Origin of the sequence: Paraburkholderia sp. EG304, assembly GCF_046543485.1 — a bacterium.
Classification (GTDB): domain Bacteria; phylum Pseudomonadota; class Gammaproteobacteria; order Burkholderiales; family Burkholderiaceae; genus Paraburkholderia; species Paraburkholderia youngii.
The window spans coordinates 456,851-482,223 of record NZ_JBKGUA010000001.1 but is presented as its reverse complement, the minus strand read 5'-3'; the positions used below and the strand labels follow the sequence as shown (position 1 = coordinate 482,223).

Below are 25,373 nucleotides of genomic sequence, written 5' to 3'. Positions count from 1 at the left end.
ACAGACAGGGAATGACGGACATGGCGGCAACGGGAATACACAAAAGCACTGCGCGCGACAAAGCGCTCGACAAGGCGCTCGACGCGGACAGCGGTGAGCGAGGCGAATCGGCATCGTCGATTGGGCGCGTGTTCGCGATTCTCGGCGCGATCGGCGACACCCGGCAGATCGGCATCAGCGAGCTTTCGCAACGGCTCGGCATGTCGAAGACGACCGTGCATCGCGTGATTCAAACGCTGAAGGCGCTCGGCTACGTGACCCAGGAAGTCGAAACCGAGCGCTATCGGCTGACGATCCGCCTGTTCGAGCTCGGCGCGAAAGCGCTCGAAAGCGTCGATCTGGTACGCGAGGCCGACGTCGAAATGCGCCGTATCGGCCAGATGACGCGCGAAGCGGTACACCTCGGCGCATTCGACGACGACGCGATCATCTACATCCACAAGATCGATGCCGACTACGGGCTGCGCATGCAGTCGCGAATCGGCCGGCGCAATCCGTTGCATAGCACGGCGATCGGCAAGGTGCTGCTCGCATGGATGGACCCGGCCGATGCGCGTGAGGTGCTCTCGCACATCGAATTTCGCAAGTCGACGCAAAAAACCTTGACCTGTGCCGAAGCGGTGCTGAGCATCCTGCCGCACGTACGCGAGCAGGGCTACGGCGAGGACAACGAGGAGCAGGAAGAAGGCCTGCAATGCATCGCGGTGCCGGTCTTCGACCGCTTCGGCCGCGTGATCGCCGGTCTGTCGATTTCCTTTCCGACGATGCGTTGCGGCGCCGATACGAAGCAGCATTACGTCGCGCTGCTCAAGGAAGCCGGCCTCGCGATTTCGACGCGGCTCGGCTATCGCGAAGCGACCGCCCAGGAGCCCGCGGCCGCGCAATAAGTTGCGCACGCGCGCGCTGCGTGCGCGATGCTTTTTATCCACTCCACAGCAGCATAAGACAGGCTGATGACGCTACCGGTGTAGCGTCATTTCATCGTGCTCGCACGAATGCATGGCGAGCCCGATGACCAGTCTGCAACCGAATGTATCTGCGCGGCATAGATAAGGCGAAATTGCATTCGCTTCTTTTTTCAGCAATCGATGCGCCGAACCTTCGCTTCACATCCATGCATCGCCTGCCATTGAATGCGGTTTTTTTTATAGCCTCTTCAAGGGTTTGCCCGCACGCCTGACCATCGCGAGGCGTTTCGACATCTAACCGCAGGCGCTTCCCCTCCCCGTTCATCGCACTCGCATGCCCATGTCAATGCGACCTCCAATCGACACGTCCTGTTACACACAAACACATCGGTAATCGCGCCGCTCAGTAGAGTTCGGTTCAAACGAAAGCGATTCAGATAGAACGCTTCGCACGACAGGCACTCGCAGCACAGATTTCAGGGAGCAACATCATGAAAAAAATCCTCGCACTGGTCATTCTTGCCGCCACGCTCGGCGGCGCGTTGAGCGGCTGCATCGTCGTCCCTGGCGGCGATCATCCGCATCACGACCACTACTACGAACGCTATTGATCGGGCCATCACGCGCAGTAGGTGCGCGTCCGGCTCGCCACTCCACTACAGACATCCACACAACAGAGAACAATCATGAGTCTTTCACGCAACCGCTGGGTATCGTTGAGCGTCGTCGCGGGTCTTGCGATCGGCGCATCGACGGCCGCTTTCGCGCACGTCGACGTCGGCGTGAATATCGGGGTGCCGGGCATCGCAGTCGCGCCCGCCGTCGTTGAGGCTCCGCCGCCCCCGCCGGTCTATGTGCAGCCCGCGCCCGTGTATGCGCCTCCGCCGCCTGCGGTCGTGATCGCGCCGGGCTGGTACGGTGATCGTTACTACGATGGTCGTCGCTATTGGGAGCGTCGCGAGTGGGAACGTCACCACGACGAATGGCGCGATGCACGCGGCCCGCATCGCGACTGGCACGACAACGACTGGCACGACAACGGCTGGCACGGTCACGGGCATGACCATTGATGGAAGCCAGGTGGCGTTAATCGCGCCACCATGCCGCGCTTGCATTCGCGCCACCCCTTTGACAGGAGCGACGACGTGCTACGCAATGATCCGAGACGAGTAAGCGCACAGGTCGACGGTGCGCACATCTGCGCCGAATACAGCGAGCTGACCGGCCAGCTGTGCCTGCGCCAGGACGGCACGCTGGTGCGCGAATGGTTTCCACCGCATTCGTGGATAGCGATCGCGTCGGTGGCCGGCGCGCGCCACTGGGGCACGCGGCCGACCGACGACGAATTGCTCGCGCTACTGCACAACGAAATGGCGTTGCTGCGCGCGACCTAAGGTCTGCGGGTTGTTCGAGCATAGCGGCACGCCCGCCGCCGCACTTCACTCGATCGCTATGGCGCCGACGTTGTCATCGACCGATGCGCGATCGAGCGGCTCGCGCCGCATCATCAGCACCACCCCGCCCGCCGCGATCACGGCCGGCACCGCGAGCAGGCTGAACACCGCGCCGAACTGCCAGCCGAGCCCCATCAACGCCGCGCCGACGAGCGCGCCCGCCACGCCGCCGACCCGGCCGATTCCCAGCATCCACGCCACGCCCGTCGCACGCGCCCGGGTCGGGTAGAAGCTCGCCGCGAGCGCCGACATCGACGTGACCGCGCTGGTCGCGACCGTGCCGGTCAGGAAGATCAGCGTGCCGAGCCAGACCTGATGGCCGACGCCCCGCCCGACCAGCAGCACGAGCGCGCCAACGAGCAGATACGTGAACGCGATCACCCGATGCCCGGCGAAGCGATCCATCACCCAGCCGACGCACAGATTGCCGAGGATGCCGCCGAGCGGAAACAGCGACGTCATCAACGCCGCCTTTTCACCGGAGAAGCCCGTGTCCTTGAACAGCGTCGGCAGCCAGTTGGTCAGCAGGTAGTAAATCAGCAGCCCCATGAAATAGGCGAGCCACAGCATCAGCGTGCCGAAACGGTAGCGCGCCGACAGGATGATCGCGAGCGCCCACTGCGAGCGCGACTCGCCGCTATTGCGGCGCACGTCGACCGCGAAGAAGCGGCATCCGTCGAAGCGGTCGTGAGGCGCGATGCGTTGCAGGATTCGCGCGATCCGTTGATGGGCCCGCTTGCGCACCGCGAGGAATTGCGCCGATTCCGGCAAGAGCAGGATCAGCAGCACGCTCAGCACGATCGGGCCGATGCCGCCCGCGACCAGCACGCTCGGCCAGCCGAAATGCGGAATCAGCCAGGCGGATGCGAAGCCACCGAGCGCGAGCCCGCCCGAAAAACCGCAGAACATCGCATTGACCGCGACCGCTCGGATCCTCGCGGGTGCGTACTCGGACATCAGCGTGACTGCGTTGGGCATCGCCGCGCCGAGTCCGAGGCCGGTGAAAAAGCGCAGCACGGTCAACGATTCGATCGACGTGGCGCGGGCTGCCGCAAGACTCCACAGCCCGAAGAAGAACACCGACAGCACCAGCACCGTCTTGCGTCCGATCCGGTCCGCGAACGGGCCGGCCGCGAGCGCGCCGATGCCGAGTCCCACCAGCGCCGCGCTCATCACCGGCCCGAGCGCACTGCGCGCGATGCCCCACTGCTGCACGAGCGACGGCGCGATAAAGCCGATCGCCGCGGTGTCGAAACCATCGGCTGCGACGACCAGAAAGCACAGCACCAGAATCGTCCACTGGAACGGCGAAAAGCGCTGTCCGTCGATAAAGGACTGCACATCTACACTGCGTTCGGAGCGGCTCATGTGCGGACTCCTTTCTGCCTGGTCATTGCTATGTCTCCTTGAGATGAAGAGGTGTTTTCTTGTTGTTCGAATTGCCTGATCGCCATCGACGCTCAGCACCGTGCCCGTGACATGGCTGGCTGCGTCCGACGCGAGAAAGGCGATCGCGTTGGCGATTACTTCGGAATGCGCAAGGCGCGTCATCGGCGTGCGCTTCTCGGGATCGGCATCGCGAGCCGGTCCAAGACGTCGATGAACTCGGCCATGCCGCGCGGACGGCATTCGGTCGCGTCTTCGATGGAAAAAAGTATAGCCACGCGCTTCGGGACGAAATTGGACAAAGGCAGCGCATCGCAGGACAATTCGAACATAGGAGACGACACTGCATGAGACATATCCCTAACTACGATCTGTACGGAGAGTCCGCGCGGCCGCCGTGGTACGACGCGTTCAATTTCGAATGGATCGTCGAGCGCAGCCGTCCCAACGACTGGCATATCTCCGCGCACCGGCACGACGCGCTGCTGCAGATTCTCTATATCCGCAGCGGTTCGGGCTACGTGCTGATCGAAAGCGAAAAGCTCACGATCGAAGCGCCATGCCTGATCCTGCTTCCAGCGCAAACGGTGCATGGTTTCGTGTTTTCGCCGGAGATCGACGGGCTCGTGATCACCGCCGCGCAGCGCGCGTTGGAGTCGATTTCGAAAGCGGTGTCGCCGGGCCTCATGCCGGTGCTGCAACGGCCCGCGCTGATTCCCGTGCGGCCCGCCATCGGCGAGCGCACGTTGATGCCGTTGTTCGGTTTGCTGGAGCAGGAATTTCGCGGCAGCGCGCGTGGCCATATCGCCGCGGGCATGTCGCTGATGATTGCACTTTTTGTGCAGGTCGCACGTTTGACCGATGCCGCGTTAAGCGCGGGTGCGAGCGTCAATGACCGGCGCGCCGCGCAGATTAAACGGCTACGCGAACTGATCGCCGCCCATGTGCGCGAGCATCTGCCAATCGATTTTTACGCGGGGAAATTGGGGGTGACCGCGGCGCAACTGGGCCGTATCTGTCGTGAGGAACTTGGCCATTCGCCGCTGTCGCTCGTCAACGACCAGTTGATACGCGAGGCGCAACGCGATCTGGTGTACTCGGGTTCGAGTATCAAACAGATCGCGCATGCGCTCGGTTTCGAAGATGCGGCCTATTTCAGCCGCTATTTCCGCAAGCAGACCGGTGTCACGCCCAAGGAGTTTCAGGCGGCCGCGCATCGGGATCTGTCGATCAATTAGCGATCCCGATGACCGCGCGGTGCTTGCAGTGGCATTTACAGATGCGCCTGCATCTGCGCGCCGGCGGCGCCGACGTAGTTCTCCGCCAGTACCGTCGCGGCCGTGCGCGACGTCGTCACGTACTCCAACTCGGCAATCTGCAACTGCTGCTCGAACGCCGAAGCGCCTTCGATACGATGCAGCATGCTGGTCATCCAGTACGAGAAGTGCTCGGCGCGCCAGATGCGCTTAAGCGCGGTTTCGCTATAACGGTCGAGCAAATCCGTGCGGTTTTCCTTGTAGAACGCGTCGAGCGCCTTGCTGAGCACGTTCACGTCGGCGACCGCGAGGTTCAGGCCCTTCGCGCCGGTCGGCGGCACGATATGCGCGGCGTCGCCAGCGAGGAACAGGCGGCCGTACTGCATCGTCGTCGATACGAAGCTGCGCATACCGACGATATTCTTCTGGAAGATCTTGCCGTTGATGATCTTGTGGCCTTCATCCGAATCGGCGCGTGCATGCAGTTCCGCCCAGATGCGATCGTCGGACCAATTGTCGACCGAGTCCTTCGGATCGCACTGGAAATACATGCGCTGCACGTTCGGCGAGCGCGTGCTGATCAGCGCAAAGCCGCGCTCGTGGCGCGCGTAGATCAGTTCGTCCGACGACGGCGGGCCTTCGCACAGAATACCGAACCAGCCGAACGGATAGACGCGCTCGAAATCCTTGCGCAGCGCCTGCGGAATCGCCTGACGCGACACGCCTTGCGAGCCGTCGCAGCCGATCACGAAGTCGCATTGCAGTTCGTGCTCCGCGCCTTCGTGGCGATAGCGGATCGACGGCTTATCGGTATCGATGCCGTGCACCGACGTATCCGACACGCCGAAACGCAGTTCGGCGCCCGCGGCGACGCGCGCCGCGACGAGATCCTTGATCACTTCGTGCTGGGCATAAACCGTGATCGCCTGACCGGTGAGGTCGGTCAGATCGATGCGGCGGCGCTTGCCGTCGAACGCGAGTTCGAAACCGTGATGCAGCGCGCCTTCGGCTTTCATGCGTTCGCCGACACCGGTCTGCGTCAGCAGGTCCATCGTGCCCTGCTCGAGCACGCCGGCGCGAATCGTCGATTCGATCTGATCGCGGGTGCGCGTTTCGAGCACGACCGAGTCGATACCGCGCAGATGAAGCAGATGGGAAAGAAACAGACCAGCAGGGCCAGCACCGATGATGCCAACTTGGGTGCGCATAGATGTCTCCTGAATGCGGGGATGAAATTTGCGCCCAGTGTGACGATCGTGACGCCTATCCCGCAATGCGATATGGCGGATAGGCCGTATCGCGTTAGGCGATAGAAGGTGTGAGAGAGGAGCCGGTGCAGCGTCGCTGTATCGGCCGAAAACGCAAGACTGGTGGGGCTTTCCGGCGATTTGGACGACACCCGGCTCGTTTTGCCGGCGTGGCGTCCACTCAGGTAAACCCCGATCCGCTAAATGAGCTTCGACTAGCCGAGAAACAGTCGGTAGACAGGATTTTTCGTTTCTTCCCAGCACGGATAGCCGAGCGTTTCGATGAAGCGCTCGAACGCTGCATGGTCGCTCTCGGGTACCTGAATGCCGACCAGAATCGAGCTGTAGTCCGCGCCCTGGTTGCGATAGTGGAACAGGCTGATGTTCCAGTTCGGCGCCATCGACGACAGGAATTTCATCAGCGCACCCGGACGCTCGGGAAACTCGAAGCGGAACAGACGTTCGTCGCGCGCGAGCGGCGAACGGCCGCCAACCATATAGCGGATGTGCTGCTTAGACAGTTCGTCGAAGGTCAGATCGACCGTCGCGAAGCCGTGCGCTTCGAATGCGCCGGCGATCTGCGCCGGTTCGCTGCGATTGCGGATCTGCACGCCGACGAAGATATGCGCCGAGTTCGCGTCGGCGATCCGGTAGTTGAATTCGGTGACGCTGCGCGTGCCGACCAGCTCGCAGAAGCGCTTGAAGCTGCCGCGCTCTTCGGGGATCGTCACCGCGAAAACGGCTTCACGTGCTTCGCCCACTTCAGCGCGTTCAGCGACGAAGCGCATGCGGTCGAAGTTCATGTTCGCGCCCGACGTGATCGCGATCAGCGTCTGGTTCTCGATGCCTTCCCGTTCGGCGTACTGCTTCGCGCCCGCCACCGCCAATGAGCCCGCCGGTTCGAGCACGCTGCGCGTGTCCTGGAACACGTCCTTGATCGCCGCGCACAGCGCATCGGTGTTCACGAGCAGCACTTCGTCGAGATATTCGCTGCACAGACGGAAGGTTTCCTCGCCGACGAGCTTCACCGCGGTGCCGTCGGAGAACAGTCCCACTTCGTTCAGCGTCACGCGCTCGCCCGCCTTCAACGAAGCGGCCATCGCGCACGAATCATCGGTCTGCACGCCGATCACCTTGATCTCCGGGCGCACCGATTTCACGTATGCCGCGACACCGGCCGCGAGACCGCCGCCGCCGATCGGCACGAAGATCGCGTGAATCGGCCCCTGGTGCTGGCTCAAAATTTCCATCGCGACGGTGCCCTGGCCGGCGATCACGTATGGATCATCGAACGGATGCACGAAGGTGAGGCCGCGTTCTTCCTGCAGCTTGACCGCGTGACCATAGGCATCGCTATACGATTCGCCGAACTGCACGACCTCGACGGTCGGCCCGCCATGCGTGCGGATCGCGTCGACCTTGACCTGCGGGGTCGTCACCGGCACGACGATGATCGCCTTCACGCCCATGCGTGCGGCCGACAACGCGACGCCCTGCGCATGATTGCCCGCCGATGCGGTGATCACGCCGCGACCGAGCGCTTCGGCCGGAATATGCGCCATCTTGTTGTACGCGCCGCGCAGCTTGAACGAGAACACCGGCTGGTTGTCCTCGCGCTTCAGATAGACCGGATTGCGCAGCCGTGCCGACAGGATCGGCGCGCGTTCGAGTTCGGTCTCGCGCGCCACGTCGTAGACGCGCGCGGTCAGGGTCTTTTTCAGGTAGTCGTGAGACGGCGCGACGCGCGCGGCTGCTGCGGCGGCCTGTTCGAGTTCGGTTAACAGCACGGCAAGCTCCTGGGTGGCAATATCGATGCAACAACGAATCGACCGAGATCGACATCAAACGATGGCGACCGCAGCATGTTCACCAGGAGGCAGGTAGAAAATGAACCTGAAAGCGGACATAAAAAAACCCGCCTCGTTTGGCGGGTTATGTGTCACTGCAAGTCGACGCGCGCTAACCCACCATTCGATGAATGATGCTAATAATCAGCGCAATACGGATGTCGAGGCAGTTCATGCGGGCGATCTTCGTCGACTTGGCAGGCTTTGTCAATCTCCGCGGACCACGGTTCCGGCCAGAACGGACCCAAAAAAAGGGGCGCGCCGTCAAGCGCGCTCCGCTGATACGCCCACCGCAGCAATCAATCGCGCACGCCGCTCTGCTTCTTGAATGCCACGAGAATGCGTCGCTCCAGCACGTTGTAATCGCCGCCGAAGTGATGATCGCCGGAGGTGCGGATGACTTCGACACCGCTCTTGTCGAGCGCCGGACACAGCGTGTCGGTCTCGCTCTCGCCATAGAAGCATTGAACGATCGACGGCGGCACATGCGTCAACTCGGGTCGCACGTTCAGCGCCTTGTCGCTCGCGGGCATGCCGAGCCAGCCGCCGACGCGGATCTGGAAGTCGGCGTCGGGCGCGAAGCCGAGCAGCGACATCAGCGACACCTTATCGCGCTGCGCCTGCGGCAGACGGTTATACGCGAACGGCATCACGTCGGCGCCAAACGAATAGCCGATCAGCGCAATGTGCTGCGCGTGCCAGCGCTCGCCATAGGTTTGCATCACGCGCGCGAGATCGCGGCTCGTTTGCGCGGGCGGCTTCTCGCTCCAGAAATAACGCAGGCTGTCCCAGCCGACCACCGACACGCCATCTTTCTGCAGCGCCTGCGCGATCGTCTTGTCGAGATCGCGCCAGCCGCCATCGCCGGAAATTACGATCGCCATCAGGCCGTTCGGATGCGCGGCCGGCAACTCGATCAGCGGCAGGTCGGACACGTCGTCGGCACTCGTCGAGACCGGCTGTAGATGCGGGGTCAGCAAAGCGACGAGACGCGCGCGATCGGCGTTGCCCGTGCTCGCCTTTTCGACGAAGCCCGGCACCTTGTCGCGGATCACGGTCGGGTCGGGCGGACACGGTTGAAAGCGCGCGTCGAGTGTGCGGTCGGCGTCGACCGACACCGCGCCCGCGATCGTATTGGACGGCGCCTGCTCGAGCACGTGCATCGCCAGCGTTGCGCCCTGCCCCGTACCCGCGACGATCGGCGCGAAGTAGCGGCTCGACTGCGATTGCCGTTCGAGTTGATGGCTGAGCGCCTCGGCATCGCCCACCAGTTGATGGCAGGTTTCCTTTTTCGCGGCAAGGTTGGCCTCGTAGCGCGCGATATCGACGCCAACCGTCATCGCGCCCGCTTTCGCGAGCGCATCGGCGCTCTGCTGATCGGCCGCGCTCCAGCCGCTCGCCTGCGAATACAGCACGACGAAGCCGCGCAGCGGCCCCTCGGGCTGCGTGACGCGCACGTCGCCATAGCGGCCGCCCGGCACGGTGGTGGTGGCCGCGTGCGCGAGCGCGCCGCAGCTCAGAACGCTCGCCGCGACGGCGAGCCGGAACAACGGATGCAATGTCATGAACGCCGGCCTCCTGCCAGCAGCGACAGGTCCGCGAGTGTGAAGAACACGCCCGAACCGGATGCCGCGAGATAGCGCGGCTCCCAGTGCGGCTGGAACTTGCTCTTGAAAGCACGCAGTCCGCGGAAGTTATAGAAGCGGCCGCCGAAGCGCCACACGATGCCGGCCAGCCGATGCCAGCGCGACGCGAGCGGAGTCGGCTGCACGCCGGAGAGCGGCGCAATGCCGAGACTGAGCGAGCGGAAGCCCGCCTGCTTCAGATGCAGCGCAAGCTGCGTGAACAGATATTCCATCGCGTACGGCGACGCGCTTTCGACGTGACGCATCACGCCGACTGTCGCCTCGGTGTTCATATCGGTCGTCATGAAGGTCACGAACGCGACCGGTTCCCCGTTCTGGCGCACCAGCATCACCGACTGCGCGGCGAGGTATTCGTCGTGGAATGCGGCGACCGAGAAACTCTTCTCGCGCGCATCGTGGCTGCCGAGCCAGCCGTCGGAAATGCCGCGCAGCGTTTCGAGCGACGCCGGCACACGCGCCTGATCGATCACTTCGACGCTAAAGCCGTCGCGCTCGCCGCGCTTGAGCGCATAGCGCAGATGCGCGCGGTGCGAGCCCTTCAGATCGAAGTCGTCGAGCACGACGTGCGCTTCCTCGCCGAGCTTCATCAACGTGAGGCCGGCGTCGAGATACAGCGGCAGTGCATTCGCACGCACCTGGTAGAACGCGGCGCGACCGCCGTGCGCATGCGCAAGCGCGACGAACTTCTTGATGAGGCCCGCCCACTCTTCGCGCGGCCCCACCGGATCATGCAACGCGGCCCACGTGCGGCCGTATTTCGCGTACATCAGGAACGCCTCTCGCGATTCCGAAAACAGGAAGCTCTTGTCGCCCATCAACGCGAGACCGGCATCGCTGCGTTCCTGCGCGCGCACGATGCGCGCGGCGTCGAGCAGATCTTCGGGCGCCGGCTTCACGAAGCGGCCCGGCGCCGGACGCAGCAATTGCCAGAACGAGAAGGTCGCGGCGAACACGCTCGCGGCGAGCGTCGCGCGCAGCGCGCGCGGCGCGCGCTCGTCGAACGCGAATTGCCACCACAGGTCGCGCGTGTACGGCACGTCACGGAAAGCGAACAGCATGACCCACGTCGCGAACATCAGCACCATCGCGATCGACACAAGCCAGCCGGCCGTGAAACGCTCGGCGAACAGCGACGAATGACGGTTGAAGCGCTTGCGCGTCGCGAGCAGCAGCACGATCAGCATGCCGAGCACACCGGCTTCGACGAATGCGAGACCCTTGGTCAGCGACAGCGCAAGGCTCAGCAACGCGAGCGCGAGCGTCATCCACCATGCCGCATCGAGCCGCCGCAGCAGCCCACGCGCGACGAACAGCAGCAGCACGCCGACCACGCTGCACAACATCGCCGAGCTTTCGAGCACCCACAGCGGCACCACGTTGCGCAGCATATGAATGCGCTGCCAGAACGCCGGCGTCGCACTCGAGATGACCAGCATGCCGCCGACCACGAACGTGACGAGGCTCAGAAACAGCGGCGCGAGTTCCGACACGCGCTCCGCCTGCAGCATCGACAGACGGTTCTTCAGCGCGCGCCCCTCGAAGCCCGCGAGCAGCGCCGCGGAGACGATCAGCGGCACGCCGAAATAGATCGCGCGATACGCGAGCAGCGCGGCGACCATCTGATGCATCGGCACGCTGCCGCTCAGCGTGAACACCATCGCCGCCTCGAACACGCCGACCCCGCCAGGCGTATGGCCGATCAGGCCGAGCAGCATCGCGGCCGCATAGACGGTGATGAAGCCGATGAAGCTCACGTTCGCATGCGGCAGCAAGGCCCACAGCGCGAGACCCGCGGCGACCACGTCGAGCACCGCCAGCGCGACCTGCGCGAGCAGATCACGGCGCGCGGGAAAATCGAACGAGAGCCACTGCCAGCGCGTGCGGATCGGCCGGGTTTCGCGGCGGCACGCGGCGGCGGCGAGCGCCAGCGCGATCAGTAGCGCAGCGCCGCTCCAGCGCAGCGCGACTGGCGACAGATGCAGCATCGGCGCGAGCTGTCCGGCCATACCGACCATGCCCAGTGCGGTCATCAATACCAGGGCGAGTGCGAGCGACACGCTCGTGAACACCGTCATGCGGCCGATCTGCGCGGGCGTGATGTTCGCGACGCCGTACACGCGCGCGCGCACCGCTCCGCCCGTCAGCGCGCCGAAACCGGTCGCATTGCCGAGCGCCGAGCCGGCCGTCGCGCCGACCCACAGCGCCGCGCGCGGCACGCTCGCGCCGAGATAGCGCAGGCCGACCGCGTCGCGCCCGACCAGCGCGACGTAGCTAAGCGCGGTCGCGCCGAGCGCGCCGATCCACTCGCGCGGCGACAGCTCGCGCAATTCGCGTATCACCGAACGGTAATTCACCGCCTCCGACAGATGCTGCAGCACGACCAGCAGCAGCCCGCAAATAACGAGCGCGAGCACGGGCGACAGAAGTCCCCGGCTGCCAAGCACTTTCGCTGCACGGTCGAGCAGCGCGCGCAGGCGCTCGAAGCTGTGTTGAAGTCGGTGGAACATGGTCAATGCGGGCCTTGCGAGAGCAGTCGCGGCGACGGGTGCGTCACGCGCGGTATCGCCTGTGGCGACGATTACAAAGTGATAACGGCAAAACGTGCAAAAGGTTGACAGCAATAGCAATTTTGCTGTCGGTTGACCTGCGCGGCGCGCGGCAAAAGCGCGCGAGCGATATCTGGAAGGGAAACGGCGATGGCGGGCCGGAACTGGCCCCAAGCGGAGGTTTCTGGAGGGACTGATGGCGGGATCACGACCCGAACGCCACCCGCCTGCCGGGGCCAGAAAGCACAATGCCCGCTACTTGAGCGGGCATCGACACGGTTGGCAGGGCTTGCGCGGCCCGTGCGCAATACGCGCTTATTGCGGGCGACGATACGCTTCGGCGATCACCGCGCAGTTTTGCAGATGCAGGTTCAGCGCATGCAGCGCCAGCGCACGCAGCTTGCCGAAGAACGTAGTGGCGGCGGGGGTGGAACGGACAGCAGTCGATGCGGTGTTCATGGCGGCTCCTTATTAGGGTTTCTACCTAAGCAATAACCCGATTATAACCATCTCGTGCCGCAGCGCAACAAAAATCAATATTTATTGGCGGCATCGCAACGCCGCCGTCGCGTGTTGGATACAGAAAGGGTAAAGGGGCAGCATCGGCCGCGCAGGTATTAACAATCCGCACCGTACAGGTGCAATAATGCCCCCTTTGCCTGCGACGCTTCGCCGCAGCCTCGCCGTCATGACCGTCGCCCAGACTCAGAAAGCTCTGATTGCGCCCCTTATCGTCGCGTGCGCGATGTTCATGGAAAGCGTCGACGCCAATGTGATCGTCACCGCGTTGCCGGCCATGGCGCGCGATTTCGCCCGCGATCCGGTCACGCTGAAAATCGCGGTCACGAGCTACGTGCTCGGGCTCGGCGTGTTCATCCCGGTATGCGGCTGGCTCGCCGACAAGTTCGGCGCCCGCATGGTGTTCCGCACGGCGATCGGCATCTTCGTCACGGGCTCGCTGTTGTGCGCGGCGTCGAACTCGCTTGCCACTTTCACGGTTGCGCGTTTCATTCAGGGCGTCGGCGGCGCGATGATGGTGCCGGTCGGGCGGATCATCATCTTTCGCGTGGTGAAAAAAGCCGACTTCATCCGCGCGATGAACTATCTGAGCGTGCCCGCGATGCTCGGCCCTGCCGCCGGTCCGCTGCTCGGCGGCTTCATCACCACGTATCTGCACTGGCGTCTGATCTTCTTCATCAACGTGCCGATCGGCATTCTCGGCATCTATCTGACCAATCGCTATATCGCCAACACGCGCGAACCGGACCCCGGCCCGCTCGACTGGATCGGCTTCCTGTTGTCGGCGGCGGGCGCGGTGCTGCTGCTGCTCGGTTTGTCGCTGGTCGGCGGCGAACTGATTTCGAATACCGACGCGTTCGGCATGTGCGCGCTCGGCGCGGTACTGCTCGCGATCTACGTCGCGTACGCGCAGCGCGTCGCGCTGCCGCTGCTCGACTTGCGCTTTTTCAAGGTGCCGACTTTCCAGGCGAGCGTGCTCGGCGGCTCGCTGTTTCGCATCGGCCTCGGCGCGCTGCCGTTCCTGCTGCCGCTGCTGCTGCAGGAAGGCCACGGTATGAGCGCGTTCCAATCGGGGCTGATCACCTGCGCGTCGGCGTTCGGCGGCATGTTCATGCGCACGATCGCCTCCACCGTGTTGCGCCGCTTCGGCTTTCGCCAGGTGCTCGTGTTCAACGCGGCGCTATCGGGCATTTCGATCGCCGCGTGCGGACTCTTTTTCCCGCACACGCCGACATGGATCATCTGGGTCGTCGTGCTGCTCGGCGGCTTCTTCCCCGCGTTGCAGTTCACCAGCCTCAATTCGCTGACCTACGCGGAGATTGCGAGCCGCGACGTCGGCCGCGCGACGAGCCTCGGCAGCGTCGTGCAGCAGATGTCGCTCGGTCTCGGCGTGACGGTCGGCGGGATCGTGCTGCAGATTTCGCGCGCACTGAATGGGCATCCGAGCATCACGTGGTCGGATTTCTGGCCCGCGTTTCTGGTGGTCGGGCTGTGCTCGTTCGCGTCGATTCCGGTCACGCTGCGCTTGCCGCGCGGCGCGGGCTCGGAGATTTCGCGAGGCGGGCGCGGCTGAATCCGGCCGAGCGCCCCGCCCTTCACCCATGCGGGCGCTCACTCGCGCTTGCGTATCACGCTCACCTCGCCATTGCGTTCGAGGATCGCGGCGGCCACGTTGTCCATCGAGCGCGAGCCGATTTTCTGCCGCACGCTTTCCTCGATGTCGGTGCGCGTGATGAGCGCCGCGTGCATTTCGTTCGCGTGGAACTTGCCGTCGCTGAACACCTCGCGCTCGACGCCACACACCAACAGCTCGAAGCGGCGCGAACGTATAAACGCCCACGCGAGCACCCGGTGACATACGACGATCACCAGCGACGCGACCACGGTCGCGATGAACGGCGACGCCCCGACAATCGCGCGGCTCAGCATCGCGCCGAGCAGAATCACGACGACCAGATCGAACGGCGTGCGCTGACCGAACGAGCGCCGCCCCGATACGCGAATCAGCACGATCGCGATCACGAACACGACGATCGAGCGCAGCCCCATCTGCAACGGGTCGAGCTCCCTGCCCTGGCCGAATAGAACGAAAAACGCGTCCATCATGTTCGTCCTCCCCGCGGCTTATTGCCGTGCCGATGTTCCGGTATCCGGATCGTTGCGAGCGAGACCCGCTCGCGACGCAGCGCCGTCGCTCAGGCCAGCGCGCGATCCGTCGCCCATCCGATGAGCGTATCGCCGAAACCGCCGCGCGCGCGGGCCGCGGTGCGCGCGCTCGTGGTCACGCGCGGCGCGGCGCTCCACGCGATGCGCGCGCCCGTCGCGATCAGGCGATCGACGAGCGCGACATCCTCGCTGCACCTGAGCGGCGGAAAGCCGCCCGCGCGCCGATAGGCTTGCGCGGAAACGCCGAGGTTCGCGCCGTGCACGTGACGATGTCCGTCGGCGTCGACATAGGTCTTGCGAAAATATTCGCGCACGCTGTGCGGATGCGCGCTCCAGTCGTCGACGGCGATCGAACCGCACACCGCATCGGCGCCGAGCGCTAATTGCGCGGCGAGCCAATCCGGCGACACGCGGCTGTCGGCATCGGTAAACGCGAGCCAGCGCGAGCCGAGCGCGAGCAGCAGCGACGCGCCCAGCGCCCGCGCGATCCCGACGTTGCGCGCCTTCAGCGTCAGCGTCTGCACGCCGTAGGCGCGCGCAATCGCCCCGCTGAAATCGCTGCACGCGTCGAGCGCGACGACGATCCGCACCTCTTCGCCGGCGAGCGCCTGGTGTCGCGACGCTTCGAGCAAGGCCGCGAGGCACCCCGCGATCAACGCCTCTTCGTTATGCGCCGGGACGATCACGCCGATCATAGAAGCCCCTCTCGCTGCGCGACCGAACGTGCGTCGCGCGACCACACGTCGATCAGCAAGTCGGCTTCGTCGTGATGCGCGAGACGCGCGAGGCCGCAGCGCGCATCGAATAGCGCGTGCGCGCGGTCGGCCGATTCGCGCGCTTCGGCGAACGGCCGGCGCCAGTGGCAGGCGAGCAGCGTGCCATCGGTCGTCAGCGAGCCGGCGATGCGCGCGGCCAGCGTTTCGAGCTCGGCCGCGTCGAGATAGTACGCAAACTCGCTGATCACGATCAGATCGAACGGCCCGTGCTCGGTGGGCCATTCGCACGGCACGCTGCGCTGTTCGATCCGCACGTTCGATGCGCCCGCCACGCGTTCGCGCGCGAGCGCGACCGCGCGCGGGTGCAAATCGGCGGCGAGCAGCGCGTCGCAGCGCGTCGCGAGCCCGGCCGTCAACTCGCCGTTCGCGCAGCCCGGTTCGAAGCCGTTGCGATAGCGCGGCCGCGGCAGCAGCGCGAGTGTCAGCGAACGCTTGCGGCGTTCGTACCAGCCTTCGCGCAAACGCCACGGATCATCGCTGCGTCGGTAAAGTTCATCGAAGTACCGCATCGGCGAGCTCATCTCAGCGATCCTCCGAAGGCTGGGGAACAAAGGTCATAGCGTCCACGACGTGAGTGTTTGCGACGACGCGTGATCCGATGCCGGCGCGGCGCTCGTGTCGGCGGACGCGACGAGCCGCTCGCCAAGCGCGGCGAGATCGCGTTGCGCGTGGCTTTGGCGCAGAAACACCGGCAGGTCGGCGAGCGCTCGCGCGAAGCGCGCGTCGCGGCACAACGGGCCCGCGCCGAGCGCGCGCGTCGCCTGATCGATGACGGCGCTCGCGGCCTGCTCGACGGCAAGACGCGCGCGCAGCACGCGCGTCTGCGCATCATCCGAAGGGCGCGCGTCGATCCACGCGGCGGTTTCGCGCAGTACCGCGGCGGCCGACTGCAATGCGACATCGGTCGCACCGAGATGAGCCAGCCGATGCGCATCCGCGCGCCGGGCGCACGCGTCGCGCAGCGTGCGGCCGATCTGCGCGGCCGCACCGTACCAGCACGCGGCGATACCGGCGCCGCCATGCCAGAAGCCCGCGCGCCGCAGATATTCATGCGGCGCGCCGACGAGCGTCGCCACGGTGTCGTTGAACGTCACATCGGCGCTCGCGGTCGCCCACATGCCGACGGCCTGCCACTTCGATGTGTCGATCGAGATCGAGCTCTGGTCCAGCGCGACGGCCGCGAGCACCGGCTCATCATTGCGCCAAGCGGTCACGAGCGCATGGGTGAGCGCCTGCGCGCCGGAGCACCAGGCTTTGGTGCCGGACAGGCGCACCTGAGCGCCCTCGCCGGAAACGTTCTGGATTCCTTGATTGACCGCGCGCACTCGCGCGTCCGGCGCTTCGGCGGCCCACACGCCCCAGCGGCTTGCCGGCGGCGGCAGCGGACCGTTCAGCTCGGCGAGAATCGCGAGCGCATCGGTATGGCCTTCGAACAGTTTGACGAGACCGAGGTCGCGCGCGGCAACGGCGGCGAGCGCGCGCCAGCGCACCAGCGTCTCGCCATGCCCCGGCAACGGCAAGCTCGGCGCGCGATCGTAGCCGCGCTCGATCAGATCAGCGAGCAGTGCTCCGAGAGCAGCGGGATCGTTCGCATCGAAACGCGCGTCGCGCAGGAAATCGTCGAGCGACGGTGCGCGGCCGCCGTGTTGATTAGAAATCTGCCGTGACTGGGCCTTGAAGCTGGCCGCGTGGTCGCGCGTATCGAGCATCGTGCCTCCCTGCACCGTTTCGATCCGCGGCCCGCCGCGCGGCGGCGGACCGGAACGTATGCAGAGTCGCAGCAAACATCGTGCCCCAGCTGACGACGCAGCCGCGCAGCAAAAAAGCGCCTACGTCCCCCCGCTTCCGCTCAGTCGTCCATCCGCCTTCGTGAGCAATGCGTCGAGGACCGCCATTTCGACCGGCTTCACCAGGTGCGCATGGAAACCCGCTTTGCGCGTGCGATCGAGATCGCTTGCATGACCGAAGCCCGTCATCGCCGCGTACATCGTGCGAGCCATCTCGGGCAGCGCGCGCAACGCCGCGAGCGTCGCATAGCCATCCATCTTCGGCATCGCGAGATCGATCAACGCGAGATGCGGCGAGAAGCGCGGCGCGATCTGCAGCGCCTGCTCGCCCTCGTAGGCGATACGCACCTCATGGCCCTTCAGTTCGAGCAGCATCGCGAGGCTGTCGGCCGAATCGCGATTGTCGTCGATCAGCAGAACCCGCAGCGGCTGCACGTGGGGCGCGGCACTGATCGCGCCGCTCTCCGCGGTGTCGGACTGCGCCGAGAGCGGCAGACTCAGCGTGAACGTGCTGCCAAGTCCCGGTCCTTCGCTGCTCGCGACGATGCTGCCACCATGCATCTCGACGAGCGACTTGCACAGCGTCAGGCCGATCCCAAGACCGCCTTCGCCGAAGCTTTGCCCTTCCTTCTCCTGCGCGAACAGCTCGAAGATCTTGTCGAGCGAGCGCACCGGAATACCGCAGCCGACGTCGCGCACTTCGAGCACCGCCATGCGAAAGTCGACCCGTCCACGCATCTCGATCACGCTGCCGTGCGGCGAAAATTTCGACGCGTTGTGCAGCAGGTTTTGCAGCACCTGCACGAGCCGCGTCATGTCGCCGCGAATGCTCACGGGGGCGTCGGTGACCTGGGCGACCACGCGCTGCTCGCGCGAGTCGGTAAACGGCCGCGCCGCTTCGATCGCGCGCGTGACGAGCTCGGTGAGATCGACGCGCGCAATCCGCAGTTCGACCTTGTCGGACATGATGCGGCCGATATCGAGCAGATCGTCGACGAGTCGCGTCAGGTGCGTGACCTGGCGATCGATCAGATCGCGCGCGCGCGCGACCACCGGGCTCAGATTGGCTTCCATCTGCATCGTGCCGACCGCGTTGCGCACCGGCGCGAGCGGATTGCGCAGTTCGTGCGCGAGCGTCGCGAGAAATTCGCGCATGCGCTCACCGGAGCGCTCGAGCTCCTCGCGCCGGCGCCGCTCGGTGAGATCGCGCGTGACCTTGGCGAAGCCGCGCAAGCGTCGCGATTCGTCATAGACGGCCGTGATGATCACGTTGGCCCAGAACGTCGAGCCGTCCTTGCGCACGCGCCAGCCTTCGTCTTCGACGGTGCCGATCTGCCGCGCAATCGCGAGCTCGCGCGCGGGCTTGCCGGCCGCGGCCTCCTCGGGCACATAGAACTGCGAGAAGTGCCGGCCGACGATTTCGTCATGCGTATAGCCCTTGATGCGCGCGGCGCCCGAATTCCAGCTGACGACGAAGCCTTGCGGATCGAGCATGAAAATTGCGTAGTCCTTCACGCTATCGACGAGCAGACGGAAGCGCTCCTCGCTCTGGCGCAGCGCTTCGAGATATTCGCGCTGCGCGGTCAGGTCGCGCGTGATCTTCGCGAAGCCGGTGACCTCGCCCTGCTCGTTGCGTATCGCGGTGATCACGACGTTCGACCAGAACGTCGTGCCGTCCTTGCGCACGCGCCAGTCCTCGTTCTCGAAGCGGCCGGTGTGCGCCGCCTGTTCCAGCTCGTAGCCTGGGCAGCCGCGGGCGACGGCTTCCTCGGTATAGAAGCGCGAGAAATGCTGGCCGACGATCTCGTTTTCCGTGTAGCCCTTCAGCTTCTGCGCGCCGGCGTTCCAACTCACGACGTGGCCTTTCGCGTCGAGCAGAAAGATCGCGTAGTCCGAGATCGCCTGCACGAGCGACCAGTAATCGACGCTAACGGGCGCCGACGGCGCGGCCTCGGCCTGCACTCGAGCGGGCTCGCCGTGGACGCGGAGAGTAGAAGCATCAAGCTGGGTCATGGCGGACACGTAGTTGGAATTGTTGTGTTTAGCAAATCTCGCGCCTGGCCGGCGCCGAAGCCTTCGCGCAAACGCTTGCGCGGCCCACGCATGGGCCGGGATACCTCGCGAAGGGCGCCCGCGCGCCGGCTCATAAGGCGCACAGCTTATAACGGCGGGCCCCGCGCTTGCTAGCCGGTCATCACTGAAAGCGTCGCCGCGCGGCGGTTTCGGCTTTCGGGTTTTACCCTTCGACAGCAAAAACAGGAGTGTCAATTGAAAAAGGTATTCACGACTATCGCCATGAACTTCGCGGCCCCGTGCGCCCTCGCCGCGGCATTGAGCTTCGTATCCACCGTCGCGCAGGCGGAAGGCTGCGCCAAAGGCGCGGTCGTGGGCGGGGTGACCGGCCACGTTGCCGGACATCATGGGACGGCGGGTGCGGCCGCGGGCTGCGCGATCGGCCACCATGAGGCGAAGAAGAAAGACAAGGCCGCGAGCGCCGCGGCCGCCGCGAGTCAACCCACTGGAAAATGATGCCAATGGCCGGTCCGGCTCGACGTTGCAGCGCTTGCGCGCACGCCGTCAGCCGGCCGCGCCGATCTTTTCCGCGAGCTTCGTGTCGTAGCTCGAATGGACATGCACGCGTTTCTTGTCGGGATACGCGTAAGCGTACGCCTTGCGCAGCGCGAGCGACGCCTCGTGAAAGCCTGACAGGATCAGCTTCTGCTTGTTCGGATAGTTCGCGATGTCGCCGACGGCGAAGATGCCCGGCCGCGAGCTTTCGTAGTTCGAGGTATCGACATCGATACGCCCGCCGTGAATCTTCAGTCCCCACTGCGCGATCGGGCCGAGATCCGCGACGAGTCCATACAAGGCGATCAGGTGTTCGGCTTCGAGCTGGGTCTCGCCATGGATCTGCTTCAGCGTCAGGGAACGCAGCGCGCCGTCTTCCACCTCGAGCGCCGCGATCGCGCCGATGACGAAGTCCATCTCCCCCGCCTCGACCGCGCGCCGCATCAGCTCGACGCTCGAATCGGCCGCGCTGAAGCCGGCGCGCCGATGCACGAGGGTCACGCGCCGCGCGACCTTGCGCAATGCCAGCGCCCAGTCGAGCGCCGAATCGCCGCCGCCGGCGACGACCACGTTCTTGTCGGCGAAATCGGCGAGGCGCGCCACGCTGTAGTGCACGTTGCGCTTTTCCAGCGGCACGGCCTCGGGGAGCCCGAGCTTTTGCGGGACGAACGCGCCATTGCCGGCGGCGAGCAGGATCGCCGCGACGTCGAACACGAGGCCGCGCTGCGTGCGCACGGTCCAGCGGCCGTCGTCGCGTTGCTCGACCGTGTCGACGCGCTGTTCGAGGTGAATCGGCACATCGAACGGCTTGCATTGCGCGACCAGTCGCTCGACCAGTTCGCGCGAGGTGCATGACGGGATCGCCGGGATATCGTAGATCGGCTTGTCGGGATACAGTTCGATGCACTGCCCGCCGACCCTTCCGAGTATGTCGACGATCTGGCAGGTCAGGCCGATCACACCGGCCTCGAATGCCGCGAACAGACCCACGGGACCGGCGCCGACGATCAGGACATCGGTGCGGATCGGCGAGGTGGGCGCAGAGGACAGGTCGGCGGCAACGGTCATCAGGCAGGTCTCCGGATCACGGTGAAAGGCGCAAAGCAAGCGTCGATGACTCACCTTACCGAATCGGCCCGCACGCGGCAACGATGCCATCGTCGGCGGTAAGGATGCTATGCGGGGCCGCTCAACGCCCGAAAGTGGCTACCTGAAAATATCTGGAATCGGCCATTTTGATGATCCAGATGGCGGACTAAGCTAACGCCTGTCCGATTCATCGCAGCGTCCTACCCGCCCAGGAGCCCATCATGGAACAACGTCTCGACTTCTACAAAGCCAACCCCGCCGCGATCAAGTCGCTGCTCGGCGTCGAAGAGCGCATCGGCAAGTCGGCGCTCGAAAAATCGCTGACCGAACTGGTGCGGCTGCGCGCTTCGCAGATCAACGGCTGCGCCTATTGCGTCGACATGCATACGAGCGACGCGCGCAAGGGCGGCGAAACCGAGCGGCGTCTCGCGACCGTCGTCGTGTGGCGCGAAACGCCGTTCTTTACCGACCGCGAACGCGCGGCGCTCGAGTGGACCGAAGCGCTCACGCTGGTGTCGCACGATCACGTGCCGGACGCAGTATGGCAGGCGGTGCGCCCGCACTTCAGCGACGAAGAGCTGGTCGACCTGACGCTGCTCGTCTCGGCGATCAATGCCTGGAACCGCTTCGCGATTTCGTTCCGGAAGATGCCGGCCTGAACGGTGAATGAATGGCGGCATAAGCAGCGGCATGAGGCACGGTACTGCCCGCCTCACTCGCCAATCCACGACCCGCGCAGATCGCTGTCATGCAGCAACTGCAGCAGCGTGCCCGCCGGGCGGCTCAAGCGCTTCGCCGCCAGCGCGATGAATTCCACCGACGGCAACGTCGGCAAGCCGGCCGCATTCAACGGCGGCGCCAGCCCGCGCGCGGCCAGATACTGCGGCCGCACGGTGATGCCAAGTCCGCCGCGCGCAGCCGCGATACAGCCGGAATGACTGCTGCTCGTGCAGACGATCTGCCAGCTCGCGCCGGCTTCGGCGAGCGCATCGAGCACGACCGCGCGCGTCACGCTCGGCTCGGCGACCAGAATCAGCGGCAGCGGCTGGCTCAGATCGACGAGCGTGCCGGTCTGCGCGAGCCATTCCAGCCGCCCGGTGAAAAGCGGCACGCCGCGCCGGTCACCGAGCCGGCGCTTGCCGACCAGCAGATCGATCGCGCCGGCGTCGAGCAGTTCGTAGAGCCTGCCGGTCATGCCGATCGTGATTTCCAGCTCAACGTCGGGGTGCGCGTTGCGAAACGCCGCGAGCACGGTGGGCAGCGGGCCGAGCGCGATGTCGTCTGACGAGCCGAGCCGCACGCGCCCCTTCAGACGCGGCGCGCGAAACTGCGACTCCGCGCGCGATAAGGCCTGCAGGATCACGCTCGCATGCGCGAGCATCGCTTCGCCGTCGGGCGTCATCGCGAGCGAATGGGTGTCGCGCACGAACAGGCGCCGGCCCACGCTCTGTTCGAGGCGGCGGATATGTTCGCTGACGCTCGACTGCGTCAGGTCGAGCCGCCGCCCCGCCTCGGTGAAGCTATGGCAGGCCGCGACGGTCGAGAAGGTCTTCAGCCAGATCGGATTGAGCATGCGTGAATTGTCGCGCTGCTTATCGGCATTGTCGATAACAGTCAGCGAGCTTAGTGGGGTTCCCGATTGACGGGGATGTCAATAAGATGACGGAATTCCGCATGGCCCCGCTCCGGTGGCGCTTTTCCGCCACGCCCGCTGTCGAAAACATGACCAAGGATTCGTCTCAAACCGCCCTACTGTGGATCGTCGCCGCCGGCTTCTTCATGCAGTCGCTCGACACGACGATCGTCAACACCGCGCTGCCGTCGATCGCGAACAGCCTGCAAGTCGCGCCGCTCGCGATGCAACCGGTCGTCGTCGCCTACACGCTGACGATGGCGATGCTCACGCCCGCCTCCGGCTGGCTTGCCGACCGCTTCGGCACCCGCCGCGTCTATTTCGCCGCGATTCTCGTGTTCGTGCTCGGCTCGATCTGCTGCGCGAGCGCGCACACGCTCGGCGAGCTCGTGATGGCGCGGGTGCTGCAAGGCATCGGCGGCTCGATGCTGCTGCCGATCGGACGTCTCGCGGTGCTGCGCAGCGTGTCGGGCGAGCACTACGTGGCGGCGCTCGCGTTCATTTCGATCGCGGGGCAGCTCGGGCCGATCGCCGGGCCGACGCTCGGCGGCTGGTTCGTGCAGGCGATCACGTGGCACTGGATCTTTCTGATCAACGTTCCGATCGGCGCGCTTGGCCTGTACGCGGTGCACCGCTTTCTGCCGCCGCATGACGCGACGCAGGCGCCGCCGTTCGATGTGATCGGCTGCGCGCTGCTATCGCTGTGCATGATCGCGTTTTCGCTCGCGATCGACGCGCCGGTCCCGTCGCATCGCGCGGCGTGGTCGGCGGGTCTGTTCACGCTGGCGGTCGCCAGCGCGCTCGCCTACGTTCCGTACGCGAGAAACCGCCGCAATCCGCTGTTCAAGCTGTCGCTGTTCGGCGAGCCGAACTTCAGCGTCGGCCTGATCGGCAACCTGGTATGCCGGATCGGTTCGAGCGCGGTGCCGTTCCTCGTGCCGCTCCTGCTGCAATTGCAGCTCGGCTACTCGCCGCTGCACTCCGGTCTGATGATGCTGCCCGCGGCGCTCGCCGGCACGCTCGCGAAACGCTGGATCGCGCCGCTCGTGCGCCGCTACGGCTACGACACGTTCCTGCTGGTCAACACGATCATCGTCGGCTCGGCGATCGTCGCGTTCTCGCTGATTTCGCGCGGCACACCGCTCGTGATCGAAGTCGCGATCCTCGCCGTTTTCGGCGCGGCCAACTCGATGCAGTACGCGGCGATGAACAGCGTCACGCTGAAGGACCTGTCGCACGAAGACGCGGGCATGGGCAACAGCCTTTTCTCGATGGTGCAGATGCTCGCGATCGGGCTCGGCGTGTCGATCGGCGGCGGGCTCGTCAATCTGTTCGCGGATCAATGGGGCTCGGCGGCACTCGGCTTCCGGCTCGCGTTCGTGTGCGTCGGCGTGATCACGCTCGTGTCCGCGTGGATCTTCCGCCACCTCGACGATCCGTCGGGCACCCGCGTGATTCGCGGCCAGGCTGCGCAGAGCGCGGGGCGTTGACACGCGACGCGTTTCAACGCGTGTCAGCGCATGAATTCGAAAGCTCTCCGCGTTAGCATGTCTGGCATCCATGGCTACCCGGCAGGTACCCCCGATGCCATTCGATGAGCGCGTGCTGAACGGCATGGGCGTGCTGACGGCGATCGTCGATTGCGGCAGTTTCGCGGCCGCGGGCGAAGCGCTCGACATGTCGCAATCGGGCGTAAGCCGTTCGGTTGCCCGGCTCGAAGCGCGCCTCGGCATTCGCCTGTTCGACCGCACCACGCGCTCGGTTACGCTGACCGACGAAGGCCGGCGTTTCTACGAGCAGATCGTGCCGCTGCTCGGCGGACTCGAGGAGGCGGCGGCCTCCGCCGCGCAGGGCGCGACCGCGGTGCGCGGGCGTCTGCGCGTCAACATGGACCCGTTCTTTTCACGGCTCGTGCTCGGGCCGCGCCTTGGCGGCTTCATCGACGAACATCCGGACCTGCAGCTCGAACTGATCACGCGCGACCAGTTGGGCGACATGATCGCGGACGGCTTCGATGTCGCGATCCGCTTCGGCGAGCCGCCGGTGTCGACACTCGTCGCTCGCAAGCTGCTCGATACGCGCATCCTGACCGTGGCGGCGCCGTCGTATCTGAAGAAGCATGGCAAGCCGGAGAATCCGGCCGAGCTCGAAGACGGCCGGCATATTTGCATCAAGTTTCGCGATCCGCTCACCGGTTATCCGTTCACCTGGGAATTCCATCGAGGCCGCAAGAAGTTCTCGCTGACGCCGCAGGGCCGGCTGACCGTCAACGACGTCGGCACGCTGCATAGCGTATGCGTCGCAGGCCAGGGGATCGCGCAGATTCTCGCGCTCGGCGCGGAGTCGCTGCTCGCGAGCGGCAAGCTGATCGAGGTCTTTCCGGATTGGGGCGACGAGGTCTATCCGCTGTATGCGCTGTATCCGTCGCGGCACCATCCGCCGGCCAAGGTGCGCGCGTTTCTCGACTTCATCCTGTCGCTGACCGGCGCCAGGCCGCGCCACCCGGCCGCCTAGCGCAGACCTTCTGTTTGCCGCCCGCCGCGGT

The 25,373-nt window shown here is 65.3% G+C and carries 22 protein-coding genes and 1 pseudogene; 9 read left to right on the top strand and 14 right to left on the bottom strand.

What is annotated here, in order from left to right:
* The first annotated feature begins 20 nt into the window (after window positions 1-20).
* From kdgR to ACLFKU_RS02205, 3 genes are all read left to right on the top strand, one after another.
* On the top strand, window positions 21-887 hold the full coding sequence (gene kdgR / locus ACLFKU_RS02215; protein ID WP_410848015.1) for a DNA-binding transcriptional regulator KdgR: 867 nt from the start codon (window positions 21-23) through the stop codon (window positions 885-887).
* Window positions 888-1,594: 707 nt separating this feature from the next.
* The gene (locus ACLFKU_RS02210) at window positions 1,595-1,978 is read left to right on the top strand and encodes a hypothetical protein (protein WP_410848014.1); all 384 of its coding nucleotides are present in this window, start codon (window positions 1,595-1,597) and stop codon (window positions 1,976-1,978) included.
* Between the two features lie 75 nt (window positions 1,979-2,053).
* A complete protein-coding gene (locus ACLFKU_RS02205; RefSeq protein ID WP_026228520.1) occupies window positions 2,054-2,302 on the top strand; it encodes a hypothetical protein in 249 nt (82 codons plus the stop codon).
* 45 nt (window positions 2,303-2,347) lie between these two features.
* On the opposite strand, the gene ACLFKU_RS02200 is transcribed toward ACLFKU_RS02205, so the two are convergent.
* Window positions 2,348-3,730, bottom strand: coding sequence for an MFS transporter (locus tag ACLFKU_RS02200; RefSeq protein WP_410848074.1), 1,383 nt, complete (start codon window positions 3,728-3,730; stop codon window positions 2,348-2,350).
* Between the two features lie 93 nt (window positions 3,731-3,823).
* Window positions 3,824-3,991 (bottom strand): annotated as a pseudogene (locus ACLFKU_RS02195) (SDR family oxidoreductase); the annotation flags it as partial.
* A gap of 104 nt (window positions 3,992-4,095) precedes the next feature.
* On the opposite strand from ACLFKU_RS02195, the gene ACLFKU_RS02190 reads away from it, so the two are divergent.
* Complete coding sequence (locus tag ACLFKU_RS02190; protein ID WP_368586986.1) at window positions 4,096-4,986, top strand: helix-turn-helix domain-containing protein; 891 nt, start codon at window positions 4,096-4,098, stop codon at window positions 4,984-4,986.
* A 35-nt stretch (window positions 4,987-5,021) separates the two neighbouring features.
* On the opposite strand, the gene ACLFKU_RS02185 is transcribed toward ACLFKU_RS02190, so the two are convergent.
* From ACLFKU_RS02185 to ACLFKU_RS02165, 5 genes are all read right to left on the bottom strand, one after another.
* Window positions 5,022-6,212, bottom strand: coding sequence for a 4-hydroxybenzoate 3-monooxygenase (locus tag ACLFKU_RS02185; RefSeq protein ID WP_410848013.1), 1,191 nt, complete (start codon window positions 6,210-6,212; stop codon window positions 5,022-5,024).
* A gap of 254 nt (window positions 6,213-6,466) precedes the next feature.
* Window positions 6,467-8,038 carry a threonine ammonia-lyase, biosynthetic gene (ilvA, locus tag ACLFKU_RS02180; RefSeq protein ID WP_410848012.1) on the bottom strand — a complete coding sequence of 524 codons (1,572 nt, stop codon included), beginning with the start codon at window positions 8,036-8,038 and terminating at the stop codon, window positions 6,467-6,469.
* Window positions 8,039-8,397: 359 nt separating this feature from the next.
* Window positions 8,398-9,663 carry a virulence factor family protein gene (locus ACLFKU_RS02175; RefSeq protein WP_368586989.1) on the bottom strand — a complete coding sequence of 422 codons (1,266 nt, stop codon included), beginning with the start codon at window positions 9,661-9,663 and terminating at the stop codon, window positions 8,398-8,400.
* Window positions 9,660-12,251, bottom strand: a complete 2,592-nt coding sequence (gene mprF / locus ACLFKU_RS02170; protein WP_410848011.1) for a bifunctional lysylphosphatidylglycerol flippase/synthetase MprF — start codon at window positions 12,249-12,251, stop codon at window positions 9,660-9,662. The genes ACLFKU_RS02175 and mprF overlap by 4 nt, the downstream gene beginning before the upstream one ends.
* A gap of 354 nt (window positions 12,252-12,605) precedes the next feature.
* Window positions 12,606-12,749, bottom strand: coding sequence for a hypothetical protein (locus ACLFKU_RS02165; RefSeq protein ID WP_368586991.1), 144 nt, complete (start codon window positions 12,747-12,749; stop codon window positions 12,606-12,608).
* A 229-nt stretch (window positions 12,750-12,978) separates the two neighbouring features.
* Here ACLFKU_RS02165 and ACLFKU_RS02160 point away from each other — a divergent pair, with 229 nt between their 5' ends.
* Entirely contained in the window at window positions 12,979-14,382 is a 1,404-nt protein-coding gene (locus ACLFKU_RS02160; RefSeq protein WP_410848010.1) for an MFS transporter, read from the top strand.
* 38 nt (window positions 14,383-14,420) lie between these two features.
* Here ACLFKU_RS02160 and ACLFKU_RS02155 read toward each other — a convergent pair whose 3' ends face one another.
* The 5 genes from ACLFKU_RS02155 to ACLFKU_RS02135 form a co-directional block, all read right to left on the bottom strand.
* Complete coding sequence (locus ACLFKU_RS02155; RefSeq protein ID WP_368586993.1) at window positions 14,421-14,915, bottom strand: DUF421 domain-containing protein; 495 nt, start codon at window positions 14,913-14,915, stop codon at window positions 14,421-14,423.
* A gap of 89 nt (window positions 14,916-15,004) precedes the next feature.
* The gene (locus tag ACLFKU_RS02150) at window positions 15,005-15,670 is read right to left on the bottom strand and encodes a glycosyltransferase (protein ID WP_410848009.1); all 666 of its coding nucleotides are present in this window, start codon (window positions 15,668-15,670) and stop codon (window positions 15,005-15,007) included.
* The gene (locus ACLFKU_RS02145) at window positions 15,667-16,272 is read right to left on the bottom strand and encodes an SAM-dependent methyltransferase (protein ID WP_368586995.1); all 606 of its coding nucleotides are present in this window, start codon (window positions 16,270-16,272) and stop codon (window positions 15,667-15,669) included. The genes ACLFKU_RS02150 and ACLFKU_RS02145 overlap by 4 nt, the downstream gene beginning before the upstream one ends.
* Before the next feature lie 33 nt (window positions 16,273-16,305).
* Complete coding sequence (locus ACLFKU_RS02140; protein ID WP_410848008.1) at window positions 16,306-17,460, bottom strand: acyl-CoA dehydrogenase; 1,155 nt, start codon at window positions 17,458-17,460, stop codon at window positions 16,306-16,308.
* A 120-nt stretch (window positions 17,461-17,580) separates the two neighbouring features.
* Window positions 17,581-19,551, bottom strand: a complete 1,971-nt coding sequence (locus tag ACLFKU_RS02135; RefSeq protein WP_368586997.1) for a PAS domain S-box protein — start codon at window positions 19,549-19,551, stop codon at window positions 17,581-17,583.
* Between the two features lie 282 nt (window positions 19,552-19,833).
* Between ACLFKU_RS02135 and ACLFKU_RS02130 the strand changes: the two genes are divergently transcribed.
* On the top strand, window positions 19,834-20,067 hold the full coding sequence (locus ACLFKU_RS02130) for a hypothetical protein (RefSeq protein WP_368587000.1): 234 nt from the start codon (window positions 19,834-19,836) through the stop codon (window positions 20,065-20,067).
* A gap of 48 nt (window positions 20,068-20,115) precedes the next feature.
* Here ACLFKU_RS02130 and ACLFKU_RS02125 read toward each other — a convergent pair whose 3' ends face one another.
* Window positions 20,116-21,174 (bottom strand): NAD(P)/FAD-dependent oxidoreductase, encoded by a 1,059-nt coding sequence (locus ACLFKU_RS02125; protein WP_410848007.1) that lies wholly within the window; start codon window positions 21,172-21,174, stop codon window positions 20,116-20,118.
* Between the two features lie 242 nt (window positions 21,175-21,416).
* Here ACLFKU_RS02125 and ACLFKU_RS02120 point away from each other — a divergent pair, with 242 nt between their 5' ends.
* The gene (locus tag ACLFKU_RS02120) at window positions 21,417-21,854 is read left to right on the top strand and encodes a carboxymuconolactone decarboxylase family protein (RefSeq protein ID WP_410848006.1); all 438 of its coding nucleotides are present in this window, start codon (window positions 21,417-21,419) and stop codon (window positions 21,852-21,854) included.
* 53 nt (window positions 21,855-21,907) lie between these two features.
* Here the strand turns inward: ACLFKU_RS02120 and ACLFKU_RS02115 are convergent, their stop codons facing one another.
* Entirely contained in the window at window positions 21,908-22,768 is an 861-nt protein-coding gene (locus ACLFKU_RS02115) for a LysR family transcriptional regulator (RefSeq protein WP_368624183.1), read from the bottom strand.
* A 149-nt stretch (window positions 22,769-22,917) separates the two neighbouring features.
* Here ACLFKU_RS02115 and ACLFKU_RS02110 point away from each other — a divergent pair, with 149 nt between their 5' ends.
* Both ACLFKU_RS02110 and ACLFKU_RS02105 read left to right on the top strand, forming a co-directional pair.
* On the top strand, window positions 22,918-24,318 hold the full coding sequence (locus ACLFKU_RS02110; protein ID WP_368587236.1) for a DHA2 family efflux MFS transporter permease subunit: 1,401 nt from the start codon (window positions 22,918-22,920) through the stop codon (window positions 24,316-24,318).
* 94 nt (window positions 24,319-24,412) lie between these two features.
* On the top strand, window positions 24,413-25,342 hold the full coding sequence (locus ACLFKU_RS02105; RefSeq protein ID WP_410848005.1) for a LysR family transcriptional regulator: 930 nt from the start codon (window positions 24,413-24,415) through the stop codon (window positions 25,340-25,342).
* The last annotated feature ends 31 nt before the right edge of the window (window positions 25,343-25,373 follow it).

What these genes read in the sequence shown, in the direction of transcription:
- kdgR (WP_410848015.1), top strand. Translation starts at nt 21, where the DNA reads ATGGCGGCAACGGGAATACACAAAAGCACTGCGCGCGACAAAGCGCTC.
- ACLFKU_RS02210 (WP_410848014.1), top strand. Translation starts at nt 1,595, where the DNA reads ATGAGTCTTTCACGCAACCGCTGGGTATCGTTGAGCGTCGTCGCGGGT.
- ACLFKU_RS02200 (WP_410848074.1), bottom strand. Translation starts at nt 3,730, where the DNA reads ATGAGCCGCTCCGAACGCAGTGTAGATGTGCAGTCCTTTATCGACGGA.
- ACLFKU_RS02190 (WP_368586986.1), top strand. Translation starts at nt 4,096, where the DNA reads ATGAGACATATCCCTAACTACGATCTGTACGGAGAGTCCGCGCGGCCG.
- ACLFKU_RS02185 (WP_410848013.1), bottom strand. Translation starts at nt 6,212, where the DNA reads ATGCGCACCCAAGTTGGCATCATCGGTGCTGGCCCTGCTGGTCTGTTT.
- ACLFKU_RS02175 (WP_368586989.1), bottom strand. Translation starts at nt 9,663, where the DNA reads ATGACATTGCATCCGTTGTTCCGGCTCGCCGTCGCGGCGAGCGTTCTG.
- mprF (WP_410848011.1), bottom strand. Translation starts at nt 12,251, where the DNA reads ATGTTCCACCGACTTCAACACAGCTTCGAGCGCCTGCGCGCGCTGCTC.
- ACLFKU_RS02165 (WP_368586991.1), bottom strand. Translation starts at nt 12,749, where the DNA reads ATGAACACCGCATCGACTGCTGTCCGTTCCACCCCCGCCGCCACTACG.
- ACLFKU_RS02160 (WP_410848010.1), top strand. Translation starts at nt 12,979, where the DNA reads ATGACCGTCGCCCAGACTCAGAAAGCTCTGATTGCGCCCCTTATCGTC.
- ACLFKU_RS02155 (WP_368586993.1), bottom strand. Translation starts at nt 14,915, where the DNA reads ATGATGGACGCGTTTTTCGTTCTATTCGGCCAGGGCAGGGAGCTCGAC.
- ACLFKU_RS02150 (WP_410848009.1), bottom strand. Translation starts at nt 15,670, where the DNA reads ATGATCGGCGTGATCGTCCCGGCGCATAACGAAGAGGCGTTGATCGCG.
- ACLFKU_RS02145 (WP_368586995.1), bottom strand. Translation starts at nt 16,272, where the DNA reads ATGAGCTCGCCGATGCGGTACTTCGATGAACTTTACCGACGCAGCGAT.
- ACLFKU_RS02140 (WP_410848008.1), bottom strand. Translation starts at nt 17,460, where the DNA reads ATGCTCGATACGCGCGACCACGCGGCCAGCTTCAAGGCCCAGTCACGG.
- ACLFKU_RS02135 (WP_368586997.1), bottom strand. Translation starts at nt 19,551, where the DNA reads ATGACCCAGCTTGATGCTTCTACTCTCCGCGTCCACGGCGAGCCCGCT.
- ACLFKU_RS02130 (WP_368587000.1), top strand. Translation starts at nt 19,834, where the DNA reads ATGAACTTCGCGGCCCCGTGCGCCCTCGCCGCGGCATTGAGCTTCGTA.
- ACLFKU_RS02125 (WP_410848007.1), bottom strand. Translation starts at nt 21,174, where the DNA reads ATGACCGTTGCCGCCGACCTGTCCTCTGCGCCCACCTCGCCGATCCGC.
- ACLFKU_RS02120 (WP_410848006.1), top strand. Translation starts at nt 21,417, where the DNA reads ATGGAACAACGTCTCGACTTCTACAAAGCCAACCCCGCCGCGATCAAG.
- ACLFKU_RS02115 (WP_368624183.1), bottom strand. Translation starts at nt 22,768, where the DNA reads ATGCTCAATCCGATCTGGCTGAAGACCTTCTCGACCGTCGCGGCCTGC.
- ACLFKU_RS02110 (WP_368587236.1), top strand. Translation starts at nt 22,918, where the DNA reads ATGACCAAGGATTCGTCTCAAACCGCCCTACTGTGGATCGTCGCCGCC.
- ACLFKU_RS02105 (WP_410848005.1), top strand. Translation starts at nt 24,413, where the DNA reads ATGCCATTCGATGAGCGCGTGCTGAACGGCATGGGCGTGCTGACGGCG.